The organism is Nonomuraea sp. NPDC005730 (assembly GCF_040630865.1).
GTDB lineage: Bacteria > Actinomycetota > Actinomycetes > Streptosporangiales > Streptosporangiaceae > Nonomuraea.
This window is the reverse complement of the sequence record NZ_JBEXYK010000107.1, coordinates 1-17,659: the sequence shown is the minus strand read 5'-3', so window position 1 is coordinate 17,659 and position 17,659 is coordinate 1. Positions and strand designations below refer to the sequence as shown.

22 protein-coding genes are annotated in these 17,659 nt (G+C 63.6%); 7 read left to right on the top strand and 15 right to left on the bottom strand.

The genetic code is table 11. The annotated features are described in order from the left end of the window. The coding region (locus ABZ444_RS50100; protein ID WP_358012168.1) for a hypothetical protein at positions 1-252 on the top strand (252 nt) is incomplete at its 5' end. On the opposite strand, the gene ABZ444_RS50095 is transcribed toward ABZ444_RS50100, so the two are convergent. Further along, positions 234-464 carry a hypothetical protein gene (locus ABZ444_RS50095; protein ID WP_358012171.1) on the bottom strand — a complete coding sequence of 77 codons (231 nt, stop codon included), beginning with the start codon at positions 462-464 and terminating at the stop codon, positions 234-236. The genes ABZ444_RS50100 and ABZ444_RS50095 overlap by 19 nt on opposite strands. On the opposite strand from ABZ444_RS50095, the gene ABZ444_RS50090 reads away from it, so the two are divergent. After that, positions 408-1,283 carry an AraC family transcriptional regulator gene (locus ABZ444_RS50090; protein ID WP_358012165.1) on the top strand — a complete coding sequence of 292 codons (876 nt, stop codon included), beginning with the start codon at positions 408-410 and terminating at the stop codon, positions 1,281-1,283. The genes ABZ444_RS50095 and ABZ444_RS50090 overlap by 57 nt on opposite strands. Here the strand turns inward: ABZ444_RS50090 and ABZ444_RS50085 are convergent. The 12 genes from ABZ444_RS50085 to ABZ444_RS50030 form a co-directional block, all read right to left on the bottom strand. Next, positions 1,251-1,676: a tetratricopeptide repeat protein gene (locus tag ABZ444_RS50085; protein ID WP_358012162.1), complete on the bottom strand. Its 426-nt coding sequence runs from the start codon at positions 1,674-1,676 to the stop codon at positions 1,251-1,253. The genes ABZ444_RS50090 and ABZ444_RS50085 overlap by 33 nt on opposite strands. Before the next feature lie 212 nt (positions 1,677-1,888). Further along, positions 1,889-2,290: a cytochrome c-type biogenesis protein CcmH gene (locus ABZ444_RS50080; RefSeq protein WP_358012159.1), complete on the bottom strand. Its 402-nt coding sequence runs from the start codon at positions 2,288-2,290 to the stop codon at positions 1,889-1,891. Then, the gene (locus ABZ444_RS50075) at positions 2,287-2,838 is read right to left on the bottom strand and encodes a TlpA disulfide reductase family protein (protein WP_358012157.1); all 552 of its coding nucleotides are present in this window, start codon (positions 2,836-2,838) and stop codon (positions 2,287-2,289) included. Before ABZ444_RS50075 ends, ABZ444_RS50080 begins: the two co-directional genes overlap by 4 nt. Next, complete coding sequence (locus ABZ444_RS50070; RefSeq protein WP_358012154.1) at positions 2,835-4,784, bottom strand: cytochrome c-type biogenesis CcmF C-terminal domain-containing protein; 1,950 nt, start codon at positions 4,782-4,784, stop codon at positions 2,835-2,837. The genes ABZ444_RS50075 and ABZ444_RS50070 overlap by 4 nt, the downstream gene beginning before the upstream one ends. Before the next feature lie 4 nt (positions 4,785-4,788). Then, a complete protein-coding gene (locus ABZ444_RS50065; protein ID WP_358012152.1) occupies positions 4,789-5,166 on the bottom strand; it encodes a cytochrome c maturation protein CcmE in 378 nt (125 codons plus the stop codon). A gap of 112 nt (positions 5,167-5,278) precedes the next feature. Next, positions 5,279-6,040 (bottom strand): cytochrome c biogenesis protein CcsA, encoded by a 762-nt coding sequence (ccsA, locus tag ABZ444_RS50060; protein ID WP_358012149.1) that lies wholly within the window; start codon positions 6,038-6,040, stop codon positions 5,279-5,281. A 3-nt stretch (positions 6,041-6,043) separates the two neighbouring features. Next, the gene (locus tag ABZ444_RS50055; RefSeq protein WP_358012146.1) at positions 6,044-6,715 is read right to left on the bottom strand and encodes a heme exporter protein CcmB; all 672 of its coding nucleotides are present in this window, start codon (positions 6,713-6,715) and stop codon (positions 6,044-6,046) included. After that, positions 6,696-7,388: a heme ABC exporter ATP-binding protein CcmA gene (gene ccmA, locus ABZ444_RS50050; RefSeq protein ID WP_358012144.1), complete on the bottom strand. Its 693-nt coding sequence runs from the start codon at positions 7,386-7,388 to the stop codon at positions 6,696-6,698. Before ccmA ends, ABZ444_RS50055 begins: the two co-directional genes overlap by 20 nt. Further along, complete coding sequence (locus tag ABZ444_RS50045) at positions 7,388-8,236, bottom strand: hypothetical protein (protein ID WP_358012141.1); 849 nt, start codon at positions 8,234-8,236, stop codon at positions 7,388-7,390. The genes ccmA and ABZ444_RS50045 overlap by 1 nt, the downstream gene beginning before the upstream one ends. Positions 8,237-8,249: 13 nt before the next feature. Next, positions 8,250-9,470 (bottom strand): hypothetical protein, encoded by a 1,221-nt coding sequence (locus ABZ444_RS50040; protein WP_358012139.1) that lies wholly within the window; start codon positions 9,468-9,470, stop codon positions 8,250-8,252. Between the two features lie 32 nt (positions 9,471-9,502). After that, entirely contained in the window at positions 9,503-9,865 is a 363-nt protein-coding gene (locus ABZ444_RS50035; protein ID WP_358012136.1) for a VOC family protein, read from the bottom strand. 151 nt (positions 9,866-10,016) lie between these two features. Further along, on the bottom strand, positions 10,017-10,247 hold the full coding sequence (locus ABZ444_RS50030) for a hypothetical protein (RefSeq protein WP_358012133.1): 231 nt from the start codon (positions 10,245-10,247) through the stop codon (positions 10,017-10,019). A 944-nt stretch (positions 10,248-11,191) separates the two neighbouring features. On the opposite strand from ABZ444_RS50030, the gene ABZ444_RS50025 reads away from it, so the two are divergent. Both ABZ444_RS50025 and ABZ444_RS50020 read left to right on the top strand, forming a co-directional pair. Beyond that, complete coding sequence (locus ABZ444_RS50025) at positions 11,192-11,359, top strand: hypothetical protein (RefSeq protein WP_358012130.1); 168 nt, start codon at positions 11,192-11,194, stop codon at positions 11,357-11,359. A 506-nt stretch (positions 11,360-11,865) separates the two neighbouring features. Continuing rightward, on the top strand, positions 11,866-12,477 hold the full coding sequence (locus ABZ444_RS50020) for a GNAT family N-acetyltransferase (RefSeq protein ID WP_358012127.1): 612 nt from the start codon (positions 11,866-11,868) through the stop codon (positions 12,475-12,477). Positions 12,478-13,098: 621 nt separating this feature from the next. On the opposite strand, the gene ABZ444_RS50015 is transcribed toward ABZ444_RS50020, so the two are convergent. After that, positions 13,099-13,329, bottom strand: coding sequence for a hypothetical protein (locus ABZ444_RS50015; RefSeq protein WP_358012124.1), 231 nt, complete (start codon positions 13,327-13,329; stop codon positions 13,099-13,101). A gap of 525 nt (positions 13,330-13,854) precedes the next feature. On the opposite strand from ABZ444_RS50015, the gene ABZ444_RS50010 reads away from it, so the two are divergent. After that, positions 13,855-14,319 carry a GNAT family N-acetyltransferase gene (locus ABZ444_RS50010; protein WP_358012121.1) on the top strand — a complete coding sequence of 155 codons (465 nt, stop codon included), beginning with the start codon at positions 13,855-13,857 and terminating at the stop codon, positions 14,317-14,319. A 539-nt stretch (positions 14,320-14,858) separates the two neighbouring features. On the opposite strand, the gene ABZ444_RS50005 is transcribed toward ABZ444_RS50010, so the two are convergent. Beyond that, a complete protein-coding gene (locus tag ABZ444_RS50005) occupies positions 14,859-15,533 on the bottom strand; it encodes a helix-turn-helix domain-containing protein (RefSeq protein ID WP_358012118.1) in 675 nt (224 codons plus the stop codon). A gap of 181 nt (positions 15,534-15,714) precedes the next feature. On the opposite strand from ABZ444_RS50005, the gene ABZ444_RS50000 reads away from it, so the two are divergent. Both ABZ444_RS50000 and ABZ444_RS49995 read left to right on the top strand, forming a co-directional pair. Further along, positions 15,715-16,995 (top strand): serine hydrolase domain-containing protein, encoded by a 1,281-nt coding sequence (locus ABZ444_RS50000; protein ID WP_358012115.1) that lies wholly within the window; start codon positions 15,715-15,717, stop codon positions 16,993-16,995. A gap of 214 nt (positions 16,996-17,209) precedes the next feature. Continuing rightward, positions 17,210-17,596, top strand: a complete 387-nt coding sequence (locus ABZ444_RS49995; RefSeq protein WP_358012112.1) for a hypothetical protein — start codon at positions 17,210-17,212, stop codon at positions 17,594-17,596. Positions 17,597-17,659: the final 63 nt, after the last annotated feature.

Here is a 17,659-nt window from a genome sequence, read left to right as displayed (position 1 = left end):
CGGTATGGCCCGCCGTCTCACCCGCACGGGCCCCGCTCGGCGGCAGGCCAGAATCGTCTGCGACTAACGAAGATCGCCGATCTCAAACACTCACTCAGAGGCGAGCCGCTCCCGTCATCGCCGCCGTCGTACACCGCAGGCCTTTCATGTGACCTGTCGAGCGGCTCTGATCAAATGCGCGCAAGCGACACGAAGCGCATCAAGAATGCTCAGCACCAAAACGACTCACCCTATCAGCGGCAAATTCTGTGATGAAATGTCAGACGAGCTTCATATTTCACCATGGACTTGATTGGCATCCCCCAACGACCTGGACAGCTCTCTTCGCCGCCGAGCCGAGCCAATACGATTGTGGCGTAGCGGATCATCGGCACAGAAATGGCCGGATGACTTAACGGAGCAGCACTATGGACCGGCCCGAAGCCATGCGGCCAGTAAACAGCACATGCCGCCATGACGACCATGTCAGGTCCATCATGTCGGCAATCGCCAACATGAACGAAAGGCTGGCTGAGCCGCTAGAACTACGCGATCACGCACAGGCCGCACATATGAGCTTGTTTCACTTCCATCGAACCTTCCACGCAATCACCACAACCACCCCCGGCCGATTCTTCACCGCACTAAGAATCGCCGAGGCCAAGCGAATGCTCGTACGGACGTCCACGAGTATCGTGGACGTCAGCATCTCCGTCGGCTACGCCAGCCTGGGCACTTTTACGTCACAATTCACTAGGCTCGTGGGGCTGTCTCCAGGGCGATTCCGATCTCAGGCGCGCAAGTCGGCAGACGAACCGGTCATCGACCTGATGAATATCCACCGGGCACCACAGCCTGACAGTTCCACATCTCATCTTGAGTGCTGGGTGCGCGAGCGACCTGACGGCATTCCTGGCCTCACCGTGATGGGATTGTTCCCTTCGCACATCGCCCAGACCCGACCCATTTCGTGCACGGTCACCACTTCTCCCGGCCCGGTCCTGGTACCGGTTTCGAGATCTTCGGCAAGGGTCGCCGTATTGGCGATGAGCATGGCCGCGGAGGCGACAGTTGAACAAGTTCTCATGGAAACATCCGAGGCGTCCATATATGTGGGGAGAGGAAGTGATGTGACACTCGGCGACCTCATCCCCCCTTCGGAAGTCGTCTACATTCAGCTACGAAAGCGACAGTTGACTGATCCGCCACTCTTGACGGCGTTTCCCCTTCTCGTGCAGGAGGATTCTTCGCCTGCACGAACTTCTGATCGCTCAACTTCCGCATCTTTCGCCGACAGTTCTTAGCAAACGCGTCACATCGGCTCGATAAGCTCCAAGAGGCGCCTGTCGCAAATAGTCACAGAAATCCTCCGCGGCCTTTTTGGTCCGCCCTGCGCCAAGCGCCATCCTGCCGCGCAGGTATCGTGCTTGCGTATTTCTCGGATCGAAGATCAACGCCTGCCCTACGGCCCAGCGCGCATCCTTCAGATGCCCCGCCATATACTGCATGTATCCCAGGTATGTATAGGCTTCAGAGTTACGATGGTCGATACTCAGAACTTCGATGTACTGCACGATCGCAGCTCTGACCGCTCCCTGGCTCATGTACTGGCGTGCCCGGGCCAGCAGTTCCTCGATCGACTGCGGTTCACCATTTCTGGATCGGGCAGGAGTCGAACGCTCGAGTGCGGCGTTCATGGTAGTTGTCGACGTTCGAAGCGGCACCGATCCTGTGAGCAGCGTGGCCATCCCGATCAGAAGCGCACCGCTCAGCATCCACCTGAAGCATCGCTGATGAGCACGGGAGCCGATTCCACACTCGACCCGAGGCAGCCTCATGAGCGGCCAGAGTCCCACAACGAGCACCACCCATGTCAGGGCGGCCGCCCCCACCGGCACAAGCCATTCGTTCAAGCTTCCTCCCGCCGACCACCGTCGGCCCAGCACCAGACCCGACGTCCGACCAGCACGAGTCCGATCAGCATCGCCACTGGTGGGAGCCACCAGACGATCAGCCCAAGCCCACGGTTCGGGGGCTCCAGCAGGATCCAATCACCATACGAAGCGACGAGGTCAGCCTCGATGGCCCGCGGATCGCGTCCCGCATCCAACTCCGAGTCGATCACCCTCCGGATGGTGCGGGCGATCGGCGAAGGAGAGTCCGCGACCGAGATGCCCTGACACGTTGGGCAGCGTAGTCGCCTCTCCAGTCGATATGCCTGCTCTCCGCGCGAAGGAGGCCCGCTGAGCTGGTGGGCGACAAGGAGCACGAGTGCGACGGCGACAACCACAAGGATCAGCCCTCGTCTCATTCACCTGTTCCTGTCATCTCCTCGATGTACCTCTCAAGCGCCGTATCATCCAGCTCACCGAAATGAACAGCGGTGACGTGACCATCCGGTGCCACGAAAACCGTCTGAGGAAGCCCTCGTACTCCATACGCCATAGTCGTCCTCGCGTCGACATCCACGCCATTCAGCCAGTCCACACCGGTTTGGCGCAGGAAGTCGTATCCTCTTTCCTCTGTGTCGTGGGCCAGCACACCCAGCACGACGAGACCTTTCTCTCGATGTCGTTCAAGCGCGCCGTCCAACAGAACAAACTCCGAGCGGCACACATCGCACCACGAGGCCCAGAAGTTGATAATTATCGGGTGACCGGCGAACCGGGCCGTAGTGACGTTCCCAGGCCCCCCGATCCGGTCGAGACTGAAGCCTGGAGCTTGACGTCCGATGAGCGGTGCATGCTCCTCCGCTGGATCCCACACCAGCACACTGATCAGTACGCCCGCGAGAGACGTCAGCGCCGTGACCACCGCCGCTGCTGTTAGTCGGTTCAGGAGACGTGCCGAAACCTTCATATCGGTTCCCGTTTCAACGTGGCGCCGCAGAAAAGGCCGTCGGCTTCTGCGATATGTTTGCCCCTTACCCGGCGTCGACGGCATGCGCTCACCAGCCCACCTGCAGCGGCGCATGCTCCACCTACCCACAGCAGACCAATGCCGGGATTGCTGTAGAGGCGAAAGTCGGCGCGTCCGCCTGGTTGTTCGATAGCGAGCACAGAGACGTATAGATCGCCAGTGAGATCATGCCTGATGGCCGGCATGCCCACCGGATCGGCCGACCGCTGGACCAGCCGGAGGGACGGCGACAGATCAACCTTTCCTACGGTGAGCTTGGCAATCAGGTCCGTACGTTCCGGCCGCGCCTGAGTCTGTACACCTTGGTAATGGACGATCTCACCCCTGAAATCCGCCTGTTCTCCCGGCGACAAGGTGATCTCTGCTTGTCCTGCCAACCCCATCGAAGTGGCGATTCCCGCCGCTGCCATCGCCAGTCCTGCGTGACCCAAAAATGCTCCGCAGGCGCTATAGCGCTTGCCGCCCGCCCGCCACATCGACCACGCCTCGACGGCGTTGACCAGAAGCGTGAACGTGGCTACCGCAAGCACCGCGACAACGGCTGCCGACCGGACGCCTGCGGCCATGACGGCCGCCGCGACGCCGGCGGAGCCAAGCCCAGCAGGCACAGCCCGGACCATGACCCTCTGTGGTGACCATACCTGCCAGGCGAGCAGTTGCCCGGCTCCCGCCAGCAGTACGAGCAGGATCAGCAATGGGCCCGCCATCTCCTCGTAGTAGGCCCTGCCGACGCTCACTCGCGGCCCGGACAGCGCCTCGACCACCAACGGATACAGCGTTCCGCTGAGCACAGTGACACACAGGACGATCAATACCAAGTTGTTTGCCATGATGGCGGTTTCTCGACACAGCAGCGACCGCATGTGGAATTTGTTGATGACCGTTCCGGCACGAGTCCGGACGAGCCAGATGCCACCTCCCAGGATTACCAGCAAAAATGCCAGATACATCCCGCTCACAGGTGACTCCGCAAAGGCGTGCACCGACGTCAGAAGGCTGCCTCGGGTCAGAAACGTACCCAAGGTGATCAAAGACAAGGTGACGACCAAGAGATAAAGATTCCACCTGCCGATCGGACCACCACGTTCCCGTAGCCTCGTGCTGTGAAGATAGGCCGTGGCAGTGAGCCATGGCATGAACGCCGCGTTCTCCACTGGATCCCAGGCCCAATACCCGCCCCAGCCCAGTACCTCATAGGCCCACAATGCGCCCAGCATCAGGCCGATGGTGAGAAAGCACCAAGCAATGAGCGTCCACCGTCTCAACACAGGAGTCCAGCGAACCAGAAGGTCGTGGTCGCGCGCTATCAAGGTTCCCATCGCCAGGGCAAATGGAACAGTGAATCCTACGAAGCCCAAATAGAGCAGTGGAGGGTGATACGCCATGAGGAAACTGCTTTCGAGCAGTGGCTGAGGGCCACGGCCGTCGGTCATCGATCCCGTGGTCGCGAACGGATCAATGACGAGTGTCAGCGTCAGATAGAACACCTGCACCACACCGATCACGGCCAACGCCCAGGCGTGCGCGATCTCCCTGTGCAGCCGATGGCGACGCGCGAAGAGCGCCAGATAGCCTGCCAGGCACAGATTCCAGAGCAGCAGCGAGCCGGCGTCGCCCGCCCACAAGGCAATCACGCGGTAGAAGGCGCTCGTGGCGGAACTCGAATTATCCGCGACATAGTGAATGCGGAACTCGTTGCCGAGCAGGGCTGCCGCCATGGTCGCAACAGTCACGACGACGGCGATGAAAACCCCGTAGGTGGCACTCCTCGCGCTGTCGAGCATGGCGCTCCGGCCGCGTGCGCCCGCAACCGCGGCAGCCACGACCCAGCACGCCGCAACAAGGGCCAGGGTCAGCGCCACCCTCCCAAACAGTGCCGTGCTCACCACCTCACCCCCTGCTGTCGGGGGCGTAGCGGTTGCCGTGCTGTACGACAAGGGTGTCGGCATACATCACATGGTCGCGGCCATAGATCCCCTCAACGATCGCTCCCTGGCCCGAACGAAAGATCGCTGGCACGCTGCCTTTGAAGATCACAGGAACCGTGCCGGTATCGTCCTGTAGCACGAACAGCAACTGCGCGTCCCGATGCCGCACGGAACCTGGCTGGACCTGCCCGCCGATCCGTATTTGGGTGCCCACCTCTGTGCGACCGGACAGCTGGCCAGGAGTCAGGTAGTACGTGAGGCTGCCCCCCAGGCCGCGAATCAGTATCCAACCCAACGCGCCGGCGGTGAGCAGTAGCGGCAGCACCAGTCGAACTTTCATCGTCGCCTGGCTCTGGTCTCGCGGGAGCTGTCAGATGTTCGGCGAATAATCGAGATCGCGTACGTGGTTATGACACCCGCGGTTATGAGATATCCCGCTACAAGGTAGCCCATCAGTTCTTCCGTTCCGGCATGGCGGGGATGACCACCGGCCTGACCCGCTCGATGAGTCGCCCAGGAGCATCGGTGAAAATGCGGTCTTCCATTCTGCGAAGACGCAGGCGCATGTTGATCAGCCACACTGACATCACGGTGAAGGCCATAGTGGCGGCTACCAGGGTTGCCAACATCGAAGGCGCCAATGCCGGCGCTTCGGGGCGTAGTAGCGACGGCTCCTGGTGCAGGGAGCGCCACCACAGGACGGACAGATGCACCATGGGAACATCGGCAAACCCTACGATCCCCACCACGGCTGCCCACCTGTAGGAGCGAACAGGATTATCCGGAAGTCGCCTGACTGTCAAATAGGCCGAATATACGAGGAAAAGAATCAAAGTCGTCGTAAGCCTCGGATCCCAACTCCACCAAGTGCCCCACACCGGCCGCCCCCAGAGCGCCCCGAGCGTGATCGTGAGGCCGGTGAAAACCACGCCTGCCTCCGCCGCAGCAGCGGCGAGTCGATCCCAATGAACCCGCTGCGTCCGCAGATAAGCGATGCTGGCCACGAACACCACAGTGAAGTTCATGTACCCAGCCCACGCTGCGGGCACGTGCAGATACATGAGTCGCTGCACCAAGCCCTGCTCCCCGTCGGCGGGCACAAGGAACAACGCGACCAGCATGGCGGCGATCACACCGGTAATGGCGACGACGGCCAGTGCGCGGCGCCCCGCCGCTGCCGACATCCACATCGCCGTTTGCCACAGGATCTGCACTTCTCAGTCCTCCAGAACGGACTCGAAGAGCAGTGCTCCAAGAGACCAGGCAATGAGGTCGAAGGCGGCCAGGAGGCTCAACCAGTCGCCAGGATCCTCGCCACCGAGGGCTGCGGCGGTTCCGCGTGTCGCACCGAGCAGCATGGGGGCGGCCAACACAAGTGCCAGCAGCGGGAAAACACCCGAACGAGTCCGCGTCGCGCTTGCGAACGCGCCGAACAACACGCCCAGTGCACCGAGTCCAGCCGCACCCGTGAACATGACAACGGTCAATTCCAGTGGGCGAGCCATCGCTGGAAGATCAAATAGCATCACCCCAAGCAGCATCATCCCTGCTTCGAGCACGATGAGCTGTGCCGTGAGAGCGATCGCCTTACCGGTGAAAATTGCTCCCCTCGGTACCGGAGCGAGTATCAACCCCAGCAGCGCACCGTCAGCGCACTCATTCTCAAAGGACCGCTCGGATGCGAGCACAGCTGCGAACAGCGCGCCGAGCCAGATGATTCCAGGCAGAACCTGGATGAGCATCGCTCGCCCTGGCCCGAATACGAGGCCGGATGTCACAAGCAGCATGACGGCGAACGGCATGACGATCGCCATCGTGTGGCGGGCCCGCAGATCCGTTCGTAGGTCCTTGGCGGCCAACGCCGCCACCTTACGCAGATACGCCGTCATGCTTCACCTCGTCGGCCCGGCCGTTGACAGGCCCGGCTGCGATGCGCCCTCTCTCCATGTGCACCGTCCGGCTGGTCCATCGGCAGCGGCCGTCGTCGTGCGTGGCCGCTACAACCGTGCGGCCCGCATGCAACGTGGTGCGGACCATCGCGTCGACCAAGCCCTTCGCATCATCGTCAAGACCGACGTAAGGCTCGTCGAGCAACAGCACCTCCGGCTCCCTCATCAGCGCACGGGCGAGCGCGACACGTTGCCGCATTCCCCTTGAGAATGCGCGAACCGGTTCAGTGGCCACGTCCACCAGGCCGACCTGCTCAACAGCCCACATCGCACGCGCGGGCTCCACGCCATGAAGCCGGCAGACGAAGTGAAGGTTCTCCAGCGCGCTCAGATCGTCGTACAGACGGGTCTGGTGGCCGAGCAGCTCTACCCGCTCACGAACCGCCATCCGATCGCGCACAAGATCGAAACCGAGCACCTGTCCTGAGCCGAAGGTGGGCGAGGCCAGCGTCGTGATGACATTCAGCAAGGTGCTCTTGCCCGCACCGTTGGGTCCACTCACCACAACAGCTTCGCCTCGTTCGATCCGCACAGAGGCGCGGATCAGTGCAGGGACCCTGCCAAACATCCGGGTGAGCTGGAACAACACAATGGCCGGCCCGTTTGCCTTCATCACCCTTGCCGCGGGGACGAACCTGCCAGCTCGATCCGCCGCTCAACGTGAAGAAATGCCTCTTCTCCGGAAATCTGCATGGCCACGTCGATCGGATGGGAGAGTGCGACCAGTCGAGCAAAAGGCTCGATGGATTCGTCTGCAGAACGCAGCGAACCCGTTCTGCGCACTTCCTCGACGCTTTCGAGGGGGATGCAGTCGCAGATGCTCACCGGAGTGCCGATGGGTGGGAAGCTGGTGATACGACCATAGGCGAGTGTGCCGTGGATGGCGCGAAACGCGCCGGCGGGCGTCTCGATCAGAGCGTAAGGATTGAAGAACAGCTTCGCCGGAAACCCGCCGCGCCGGGGGCCCAGAGACTGCGCGACGCCCAGCGACGGCTGGAACACGTCAGGATACTCACGCTTAAGAGTTTCGCCGAGTATGATCCGCACTGGACCCAGGGCATCGACTTCGGCACGCGCGTCGAGGTTCAGGATTTGCATCCAGACCGTTTCCCGGCCCTCTTGAAAGAAGCCCTCCGGCCTGTTGATGAAGTCGCTCTCACGAATCGTGCTGGGCAAGGTACAACTCGCAGGGAGTGGAATCTGCACTGAATGGTCGCCACCACTTCGGTAGCGAAACGGAGCTGACCTTGAGACCGTCTGAACCGCAGGGGGCATCGTGAACATCACCGATTGCCCGGCCGCCGGCCCTTGCAGGATCTCCAGTGCGATGATGAAGTGACTGAGAAAACCGTCGATGCCCGCATCAGGATACGGCCCGATCTGGTCTCCCATCTGTGCGAGGAGTTCGTCGTAGTCTTCGTTGAGTTGCGCGAGATTCGCGGATTCGTCGCCCGTGGTCATCGTTCATTTCCTTTCAAGGGTTTTTGCCGAATATTTTTGCGTCGTTACTGGACGGCGGCTCCCCGAATACCTGCTCGAATGCAGCACGCCAGTCCTCACCGAAATAGATCGGGCCGTGCGGAACCTCGTGGGGTTCATACCGAAGCTTCTTGATCAGGCGCGCAATGGCATACGAATCATCATCACTCATTCGCGAATAGAATTGCCAGAGCATGATGTGGTTGAGCGGGCGCGGCCGACCGTACTCGTCAGGTTCGGGAGATACACCTCCACGGAAGGCGCGCATGATCTTCTTGACAGAAGTCTTGCTCTCCGGCCCGCCGACACCGAATTTCGTGAGATTGTCGGCGTAGAAGACCGCATATCCTGGGTATGGAAACGTGGCCAACCCTCTTTCGTTCACTCGCAACGGAAGGTCCGGGCCAAATCGGAAGACCCCGGTAGTCGCGTCCTTCGGATCGCCTCCGACGAATTTCTTCAAGGTCCCACCCTCATGATGAGAGTGACACTCCGTGCATCCGACCAAGGCCGAGAGAAGGTAGTCCGCCCGTTTGGGGTCTCGGCTGCCTGGAGCTTTCTCGGGCGGGTCGCTTTTCGCTGGTTGCGGGTCGAACGGCAACACGCGATCAGGGATCTCGTGCCGCACCGGTTTCAAACTCTTCAAATAGCGGGCGAGTGCATATGCGTCATCATCGGCAAGATTCGGATAGAACGAGTGGGGCGGGAACATGAACAGCACGCGCCCGTCCTTCGTCACGCCCGTTCGCAATGCCTTGACGATGTCATCCTCACTCCAGCCGCCGATCCCGGTCTCGACGTCCGGAGTGATATTCCGGCTATAAACCACGGCATTCGAATCTTTAGACAATCGGATGACGAAGGGAACACCGCCCGCATTGGGCCGGTCATGGTCCAGGTACTTCACCCAGTCGGGATCGGTGCGGAAATTTCTCTCACGAGCGATCTGTTTCTTGTCCGAGGGGTCAGGTGGGGTCTGCGGCACTTCAGGTGGAGTGTGGCAGGCTTCGCATACACCGATCGTGGCGAGGTAGCGGCCGCGAGTGATCATCATGCTGGCGGCCTGGCTATGCCCGTTATTCTCGGACTTCGGAGCACGGGTCTCATTGACACCATTGTCAGTTGTTGTTCCCGAGCACGCCACCATGGACAATCCGACAGCCGCTGAAACAATCCCGGCGGCAACCGGCAATCGCACGCCATTCGATACATGCACCGTGCTTCCACCTTCCAGAAGAGCGGCCAGAATCAGCCCGAGGACGGCCCGTGCAAGGCGAAGGGCGCACCTTCCGGATCGAAGAGCAGGCTGTAGAAGCTGCCGTCGGGCAGGCCAGTGGGAGGAACGACGACAGTGGCTCCGAGCGCTGCCGCACGCATGGACATATCGGCCACATCATGGACTTGCACATATGGAACCCATCGGGGAACGGGATCCTGCTCTGTCACCGGCATCATCCCGCCCGCGACTCCTTCACCCACACGAATTTCCACGTAGGGCTTATCCGCAGGACCGATCGGCTCCAGTTCCCAATCGAACAGCTCACCGTAGAACCTCTGCGCCCCCTGCATATTAGGCGTATGCAGCTGCACATAACCGAACGCGTTCCCCACAACATGCTCCAGACGCTCTTGAGCCCCCATTATGCGTACAGCTTGACATCGAGCCTCTGAGATGCGTCTTCTTACGGATTGCTTTTCAGGGTGCGTGTCGGCCTGTCAGAGGAGTAAACCCGCTCAAAGAGTTACAAATCGACTCGCCGCCTCAGCTCCACAGATTGAATGCGTAGAGGCATGTGACGGGATCATGGCCCTGATAGCCGATCACCCGACGACCGATCAGCGTGAAGGAGGGCCAGGCGGTGATGACCCGAGCAATCAAGGTCGGGTCGGCCATGGCCACGTTCGGTCCGAACTCGCCAGGCAGCCGAGCACCAGCAGAACCACGCAAGCACATCGCCGCGACGATCGTGCCCGCCGGCAAGCGCCTCAGCACGAGCCTTGAACGATCACACAGCCGCGCGACACCGCAGGGAGAAGCTCTGAGGGTCGGCGCGTACCCCTCCTGGGCACCGCACCCGACCTTCGGCAGACACACCATGCCCCCTTGACCCTCGGTCAAGAAGGTTAGGCCCCCACGATCTGTCCGGGTCTGTCCCTATCTGGTCCCCAGGAGAACGCGGAAAGGCCGTTCTCGACTTCCCAAGAACGGCCTGCGACCTGCGGTTTCTCGCAAGTCGGGACGGCAGGATTTACACCTGCGCCCCCTTGTCCCCCAGAACATGGAAATAGCCGTTTCCGCACGTCGAACGCCCTCTTGCACCGAGCACCCCGTCGTTCGACCTGCATGTCGCCCGAGCGCAAGCAGAGCGTGTGGTTCCCAGCGGGTCCCCCACTTCCCATCCGCTCGTACGGGAGAAACAGTGATCGGACACCTGCGATCACGCGCACCAATCCCAACCTCGCCGTCCGCGCCTCGACCACGGGACCAAGGCCGCCGCCCGCCAACAGAAGTGATCTTGATCCAAGCCGGCCTTCCATGTCATGACCGGGCTCCGGACCGGCTGCCCACCCCACAGGGTGAGCGAGGGAGTGACGGAGACGGTCCCGTTGCCCAGCCGCCAGCCGACCACGTTCTTCCAGTAGTACTCGACGGGGTAGTCGGCCTGGCCATGCCGGACACAGGGGTCGGCGGCCTGATGAACGACTCTGCGCGACGCGGTGGCCTCCGGGCGGGGCGGGCATCGGGCTGCGCCGAGGAGACGACGGAGGTCGCGGCGAACAGAGGGAGCGGAGAGCTCCGGTGAGGGTTGCCGTCGCCACGCTTGGCACGAAAAGGAAGGAGCATCTCCATCACCCTCTTGAGATAGTGGTGCAGCGGGATACGAGGAGTCACCGTCAGAGGACTGGCATGGAGCTCCGGAGGTACAGATGCCTGGAATGACCCCTCCGCTGAAGGCGTACTGGGCCATGTACGACGCGATGACTCCTGAGGAGCAGAGGGAGCACGACAAGGCCACCCGCAAGGGGATCAAGCTCGCCTACAAGCTCGCGAAGCACTACGCGAACGTTGATACTCCAGATCCTGACGACAAGGACGACGACTAAGCCATCGAAGGGCCACGAGCGGCGACGCCGCAGGTGCGGCAGCCATCGACTGGGTTGGTCAGGAAGAGGCCGTGCTCGGACAGGAGCACCTGGCGGCGGGACCACTCCTGGATCAGATCTTCGTGCGGGCGTGTGCGGTCGGCTGAGGGCTCGCCTTCGCGGAAAGAGCACGTGGACCGGCCGTGAAGGCATGTTGCATCGACGGCGTGCCCGGATGTTCGGCCGAGCTCGCGATGGCGGTTGGGCCGCTGTCAATGGCTGGGGTCGGTCTGGTCAGCCGTTGCGATCGCGACCACCACGAAGCCTGGACATGTGCCGATGATGAGGACGGCCGCCGGCTCGATCACCTCCATCGCGGCCTCGGGCATGATGACCTGACAAAGCACTTACCAGGTCGCGCTACTGCCCGAACTGGTGTCGGGTGACGTCGAACATGGCGCGTTGCCACCGAAAGTCGGTGACCAGTAGGTGCGCGCCACCAAGTTTCGAGGGGAGGGATTGTTGAGGTGCTCACACTGACGGCGGTCGCCGAAGATCCGCTTGTCCTGACGCGTCGCCTGAAGCTGAAGGACGGTTCGGACGTCGTCTTCCGACCGCTCATGCACACTGACGCGGAGCGTCTTGCGGCCTTCCTGGAGGGGCTGTCGGCCGAATCGAGGCGACTGAGTACCTTCGACGGGTACGACCTCGAGGCTGCCCGGGAGCTGTGTGACGCGATCGCGCGCTACGACAAGCTCAGGCTGGTGCTTGAGGACGTGCTGTCCGGCAGGATCGTCGGACTTGTCGAATTCAGTCTCGACCTCCACCCGGCGGACATCGCCCGCTACCAGGAGGCCGGCATCCACCTGGCGGCGACGGACTGCCGCTTCGGGCCCACTCTGTCCGACGACTACCAGGGGAGGGGGGTGGGGACGCAGATCTTCCCGCTCATCGTGGACGTCGCTCGGCATTTCGGCAGGAGGAGAATCATCCTGTTCGGCGGCGTTCTCGTCGACAACCCACGCGCCGTTCGCTACTACAGGAAGCACGGCTTCCAGCTGGTCGGCTCCTTCACCGGAGGTGAAGGAGCACAGTCGTTCGACATGATCCTGGACCTGCATCCGCTGTCAGGCCAGTGACGCCGTCGTCCAAGCTTCGGTGGCACACGCTCAACCTTCGCCGGCGCCGGACATCTGGGTGGCTTATGCGAAGCAGCCGGATCGGGATGCATGTCCTACGCCGATCGCGCAGCGCGGACCGAATGAGATCGGATACCTCCTCGCCAGGCGCGATGGGGGGACGAGTCAAGCGTCTGTGGATCTTTCTCTCGGCAAGAGAGGGTCCGGGTCTCGGCGCCGGCCTGGCGGTGGAGCCGGCGCCGGAGGCCACGAGGCCCGCCAACCGGGAGACATTTATCGACCGAGAACGGCCAGGTCCTCCAACAGACCGCAAATAGGAGTTTCCCCGCTTCGGAACCGCCGGCGCCGTCATCATGCCGGGAGCTTCAGGAGGCGGTGCTCCCTGACCGGGACGCGCCCGGTGACGGGATGGACCCGATCCGCACGGGATGTGGATGTCTGGACGTGCGCGGTGGGCCGGCGGTGAAGGTCCCGTAGGGCGAAGACCACAGCACGCCCCAGTACGGACGGCAATTCCGGCCGCCAGCATGCGCCCGTTGGCGGGGCTGGCGTTGTAGACCATTGCCACGGTGGCGGCGCCGTACAGGAGCCAGGCCAGGTGAGCGCTCCAGGAGGAACCCGTCAGCCAGCACAGCAGCCACAGGATCGGTCCGGTCGGCGCCCAGGCCAGCTCGCTTCTGCTCCCACGGGCAGGCCGGCGGCGTGGGCGGTGATGTAGGCGTGCAGCGGCGTGGTGACGACCTCGGTCGGCTTACAGTCGGCCACCCGTTCCAGTGCCCACGTCCCGCCGGTGGCCGCGGCTTGGACGATGGCAGGCAGCACGGTGACGGCCAGCCAGAAGAGCGTGACCACCAGGAGGGACCACGCCCACCCCGCAGACGGCGAAGATCGAGTTCCTGGCGATCTCAGCCTCGCGTGGGTCTTCGGCGAACCGCTTTTGCGCCCACTCCTGGCGGCGTTGGTAGCGGTCAGCGATCCGATTGGCTACTTCGACCATGCGGAAATCTCCGCCGAAGGGACAGCAGGGGTTATCCCTGATGGTCTCCCGCTTGCGAGCACGCCGTCATGAGAACGTACGCAAGTCGCCACGCTGCGAGACCGGTTTAGCCTTTATGTTCCAGCCGGAGCTGCCGGCCGGCGTGTTCCCGAAGACGCGTGGACAGGCGTCCTGGAAACGGTCGTTTGCGGGGCGGTCGGCCGGGCCATGCCCGTGATCGCGTTCTCGCAGGAGCGATTGTCCCGAAACCTCTCCCGAAAGCCTGCGCGACCTGGCCTGTTGTCAACGAAGCTGGGACGGGGTGCACGCGAAGGCTGCCAGCTGGGCCTGGGGTGTCCCCGCACCAGGAGGGATCTGGACAAAAGAGGAAGATCACGCCCATGAACACCGACAACTTCCGTGCACTGTCTGTTCGAGCCGGCGGAGCGGTCGATGCCGAGGCCCTCGTGAGCCTTGATCCTGTCGCGAGATCCGATGGTGGCGAGCGGCGCGGAAGCATCGAACGCTGGTGTCGCGACGGGTCCGTCCTGGTAGCCGACACTCCGGCGGGGCTGGTCGGCTACTGCGTCGTTGAGTACACCTTCTTCGAGCAGGGCTTCGTGACGATGCTCATGGTGGCTGAGCCCGCCCGGGGTCACGGCGTTGGCGAGCGGCTACTGCGCGCCGCAGCAGCTGCATGCCGGACCGAGAAGCTGTTCACCTCCACGAACCTGTCCAACCATCCCATGCAGCGGCTGCTCCAGCGGGTTGGCTGGCGGCCGGTAGGGATGGTGCACGGCCTCGATGAAGGTGATCCTGAGGTCTTCTACCTCCGTACCTTTCCGAGCACCGGAAGTGCAGAGTAATTCCGACAGTGCGCGGACGTCCTGGGCGTTGGCGGGCGCACACCCTGGGCGTCCCGACGGCCCCGGATGAGAGCTTGGACGTGGCGGTACGCCCCTGACCTGCTTTGCCCCACTGTCGTTGATCAACGCGGCCAACCTCGATCGTGCACGGCGACCAGGATCCGGTCCATCCGCTCGGTCACGGCGATGCCCTGGCTGCCGCGGTTCCAGGAGCGGTACTGCACGTCGTGCCAGGGATGGGGCGGATACCACCGATGACGTCCGGCCAGGCGGTAGGACGGGCCCGCGCTGGACGCCGCCTGACAGATCCGGGCGCGGTGGATTCTGGACGCAGACGACGACCTTCCATAGCCGTGTCCGGCGCGTTCATCTTGGAGGGTGCTGCTGAACTTTGATCTTGCTCTTGGCGATCAGCATGTGAAGGGCCTTCCGGCAGCGTGCGCCGGCGGGATCTTTGTGTGGATGGCCAGGCGGGGTGGGTCGGTGACGATCAGCAGGAACTGGTCAGCCGGCTCGCCAGGTGGTTCGGCCGAGACCCGTCACGTCAGGAGGTCGCGCCAGCGGTCGGCTGACTCCATGATGTCCAGGCTGACGCGTTCCAGGTACGCCGCCGTCTTGGCCAGCCGCCGCCCCACGGGGCTGTCGAGCCCGTAGCTCTCGGCCGCCGCCGTCGTGGCCCGCGCCGTCTGGAGCGTCTGCCGCTCGCTGATCATGATCGCGTGGTAGCAGGCCTCGTCGTCGATCACGTAGATGTCGCGACGCCGCCGCGGATCGCGCTCGCGACGGACGAATCCCTGCTGGGCCAGGAAGTTCACGGCGACGGAGACGGAGGCCGGGCTGACCTTCAGTCTGTGGGCCAGTTCGGCGGCGGTGCGCCTGCCGTCCTCGGCCAGCATCAGGTCGTGGTGCACGCGCGCGGCCGTCCTCGGCATCCCCGCTCTGACCACCATCTCGATGATCTCCTGTTCCATCGTGGCGACCGGCGGTGTGGCCGCGTGCGGGGGTGCCGGCGTGCCGCGCCGGGCCCGCTGGATCGTCGCTTGGTGTGCCTGCTGGGGCCGGTAGCCGGCGGGGCCGCCGTTGCGTGCGATCTCCCGGGTGATCGTCGAGGTCGGCCGGTCGAGCCGCCTGGCGATCTCGCGGTAGGAGTGTCCGTCAGCGAGTCCGGCCGCGATGCGCTGGCGGTCCTGCTGGGTCAATCGTCGTCCTGGCATGCCGTCAGTGTTGCCTTAGCCGCCATTCATTGCAACATGGTGTTGCTTTCGAACGCAGCGTCATTGCGTCCAATTTGTCGCCATTTACCTGGGAAAACGTTCTTCTGCAGATTGACTCACCTCTGAATGCAACGTAGCTTTCGAGCTGCACAAGACACGTACTATCGCGAAGTGAGGGGTCATGGATCAATCTCTCCATACCGTCAAGAGCAACAGGGTCCGGAGGCCGCGGGTCTCCCGGCGAGTGGCGGTCACGGCGCTGGCGGCCGCGCTGCTGGCCGGGGCGGCCGCACCCGCCTTGGCCACCGCGGACAGCAAGGCCGTGCCGAGGGCCGCTACCGGACAAGACCGGCCAGAACTGCAGAAGGCCATCCAGGCGTTCGTCGACGCGGGTTTCCTCGGGATGCAGGCGCGCGTGAACGATGAGCGGGGCGAGTGGGTCGGCAGCGCCGGGCAGCGCAAGCTGGGCGCGAGCGCCAAGCCGCCGACGAACGGACGGTTCCGGATCGGCAGCGCCACCAAGCCCTTCATCGCGACCGTGGTGCTGCAGCTGGTGGACGACGGCAAGATCGGACTGGATGCGCCGGTGGCGGACTACCTGCCCGACTTCGAGCTGGACCGGCGGATCACGGTGCGGATGCTGTTGCAGCACACCAGCGGGTTGTACGCCTACACCGGCGAGTTCCGCCCTGACGGCTCGGTCGAGCCGGGGATCCCCGCGGCGGGCAAGGAGTGGGTGGACAACCGGTTCAAGACCTACCAGCCGCAGGAGCTGGTGCGCTTCGCGATGTCCAGGCCGGCGCGGTTCGAGCCGGGGAAGGGCTGGAGCTACTCCAACACCAACTACACGCTGGCCCAGTTGCTGATCGAGAAGGTCACCGGCCACTCGATCGCCGAGGAGATGAAGCGGCGGATCCTGCGGCCGCTCAAGCTGCGAGGCACCGTGGTGCCGGGCACCACGGATCTCCCCGCCCCGCACGCCCACGGCTACTACCGCTACCAGGACGAGAGCGGCCAGTGGAAGGTGGTCGACGTCACCCGCCAGAACCCCTCCCTGCAGGCCGGCAACGGTGACATGATCTCGACCACCAAGGATCTCCACACGTTCTTCTCCGCGCTGAACAGCGGCAAGCTCCTGCCGGCCCGGCTGATGGCCGAGATGCGCAAGCCGCACCCGAAGAGTGCCGGCATCTTCGGCAGTTACGGCCTCGGGATATACGTGCAGGACCTGGGTCCGGGCTGCGGCATCGTCCTCAACCACAACGGCAGCGCCACGGGGGGCTACTCTTCGGCGATGCTCAGCACGCCCGATGGGAAGAAGACCCTGACCGCTTCGATCACCTTCGGGGACGTCGCACCCGACCTGGCACAGGCGTTCTCGAAGGCGCTGGCGAACCTTCTCAAGCAGGTGTTCTGCGGCGGGCAGGCCGGGGCAGCCGACCAGGCCACGCCGGCTCCGTAGACGGGGCCGAGCACCGTGGACCCGTACGCCTCGAAAGGCGGGACCCGTACGGCCGTTACAACGGCCGGGTGCCGGCGCATCTTCGCCGACGAGAAGTGGCCGGTCAGAGGCCGTGAGTCGCTTACTCGGCATGGCCGTCGGGCGAGCCCGGCGGAGGGGCGCGTGATCCAATGTCCGATGAGTCGCCGGATCTCCGGCATATGATCATGCGCCTATGAGCGACATCACCGAACCCGCGATCGCCCGGGTGGACGTCGTGCGCGAGACCCTTCACGGCATCACACTCGAAGACCCCTACCGGTGGATGGAGACCGAGGGCGAGGAGTTCCACCACTGGCTGGACGGCCAGGCCAGGCACGCCCGCGAGCACCTGGACGCCCTGCCGCACCGCGCCGGCCTGCTGACCCGGATCCGCGAACTGGGCAGCGCGCTCACGCGGTACTTCGGCCTGGCGATGGCAGCCGACAAGGTCTTCGCCCTGGTGCGCGAGCCGGACGCCCGCGTGCCGGTGCTGACGGTGACCGAGGCCGACGGAGCGAGCAGGGTCCTGTTCGACCCCGGCGTGGTGCCCGGCGACGGGCCCCACCCCCACCACAGGTAAGAGGCCGCCCCCCCCCGCCCCCCCCGCGCCCGCGCCCGACCCCCCACCCCGGGGGCTGACACC

Excerpts from the sequence above, each read along its gene's own strand:
- ABZ444_RS49995 (WP_358012112.1), top strand. The coding sequence starts at position 17,210 with ATGAGCGACATCACCGAACCCGCGATCGCCCGGGTGGACGTCGTGCGC.
- ABZ444_RS50055 (WP_358012146.1), bottom strand. The coding sequence starts at position 6,715 with ATGACGGCGTATCTGCGTAAGGTGGCGGCGTTGGCCGCCAAGGACCTA.
- ABZ444_RS50000 (WP_358012115.1), top strand. The coding sequence starts at position 15,715 with ATGGATCAATCTCTCCATACCGTCAAGAGCAACAGGGTCCGGAGGCCG.
- ABZ444_RS50085 (WP_358012162.1), bottom strand. The coding sequence starts at position 1,676 with ATGAACGCCGCACTCGAGCGTTCGACTCCTGCCCGATCCAGAAATGGT.
- ABZ444_RS50095 (WP_358012171.1), bottom strand. The coding sequence starts at position 464 with ATGGTCGTCATGGCGGCATGTGCTGTTTACTGGCCGCATGGCTTCGGG.
- ABZ444_RS50005 (WP_358012118.1), bottom strand. The coding sequence starts at position 15,533 with ATGCCAGGACGACGATTGACCCAGCAGGACCGCCAGCGCATCGCGGCC.
- ccmA (WP_358012144.1), bottom strand. The coding sequence starts at position 7,388 with ATGAAGGCAAACGGGCCGGCCATTGTGTTGTTCCAGCTCACCCGGATG.
- ABZ444_RS50025 (WP_358012130.1), top strand. The coding sequence starts at position 11,192 with ATGACCCCTCCGCTGAAGGCGTACTGGGCCATGTACGACGCGATGACT.
- ABZ444_RS50065 (WP_358012152.1), bottom strand. The coding sequence starts at position 5,166 with ATGAAAGTTCGACTGGTGCTGCCGCTACTGCTCACCGCCGGCGCGTTG.
- ABZ444_RS50080 (WP_358012159.1), bottom strand. The coding sequence starts at position 2,290 with ATGAGACGAGGGCTGATCCTTGTGGTTGTCGCCGTCGCACTCGTGCTC.
- ABZ444_RS50090 (WP_358012165.1), top strand. The coding sequence starts at position 408 with ATGGACCGGCCCGAAGCCATGCGGCCAGTAAACAGCACATGCCGCCAT.
- ABZ444_RS50010 (WP_358012121.1), top strand. The coding sequence starts at position 13,855 with ATGAACACCGACAACTTCCGTGCACTGTCTGTTCGAGCCGGCGGAGCG.
- ABZ444_RS50045 (WP_358012141.1), bottom strand. The coding sequence starts at position 8,236 with ATGACCACGGGCGACGAATCCGCGAATCTCGCGCAACTCAACGAAGAC.
- ABZ444_RS50075 (WP_358012157.1), bottom strand. The coding sequence starts at position 2,838 with ATGAAGGTTTCGGCACGTCTCCTGAACCGACTAACAGCAGCGGCGGTG.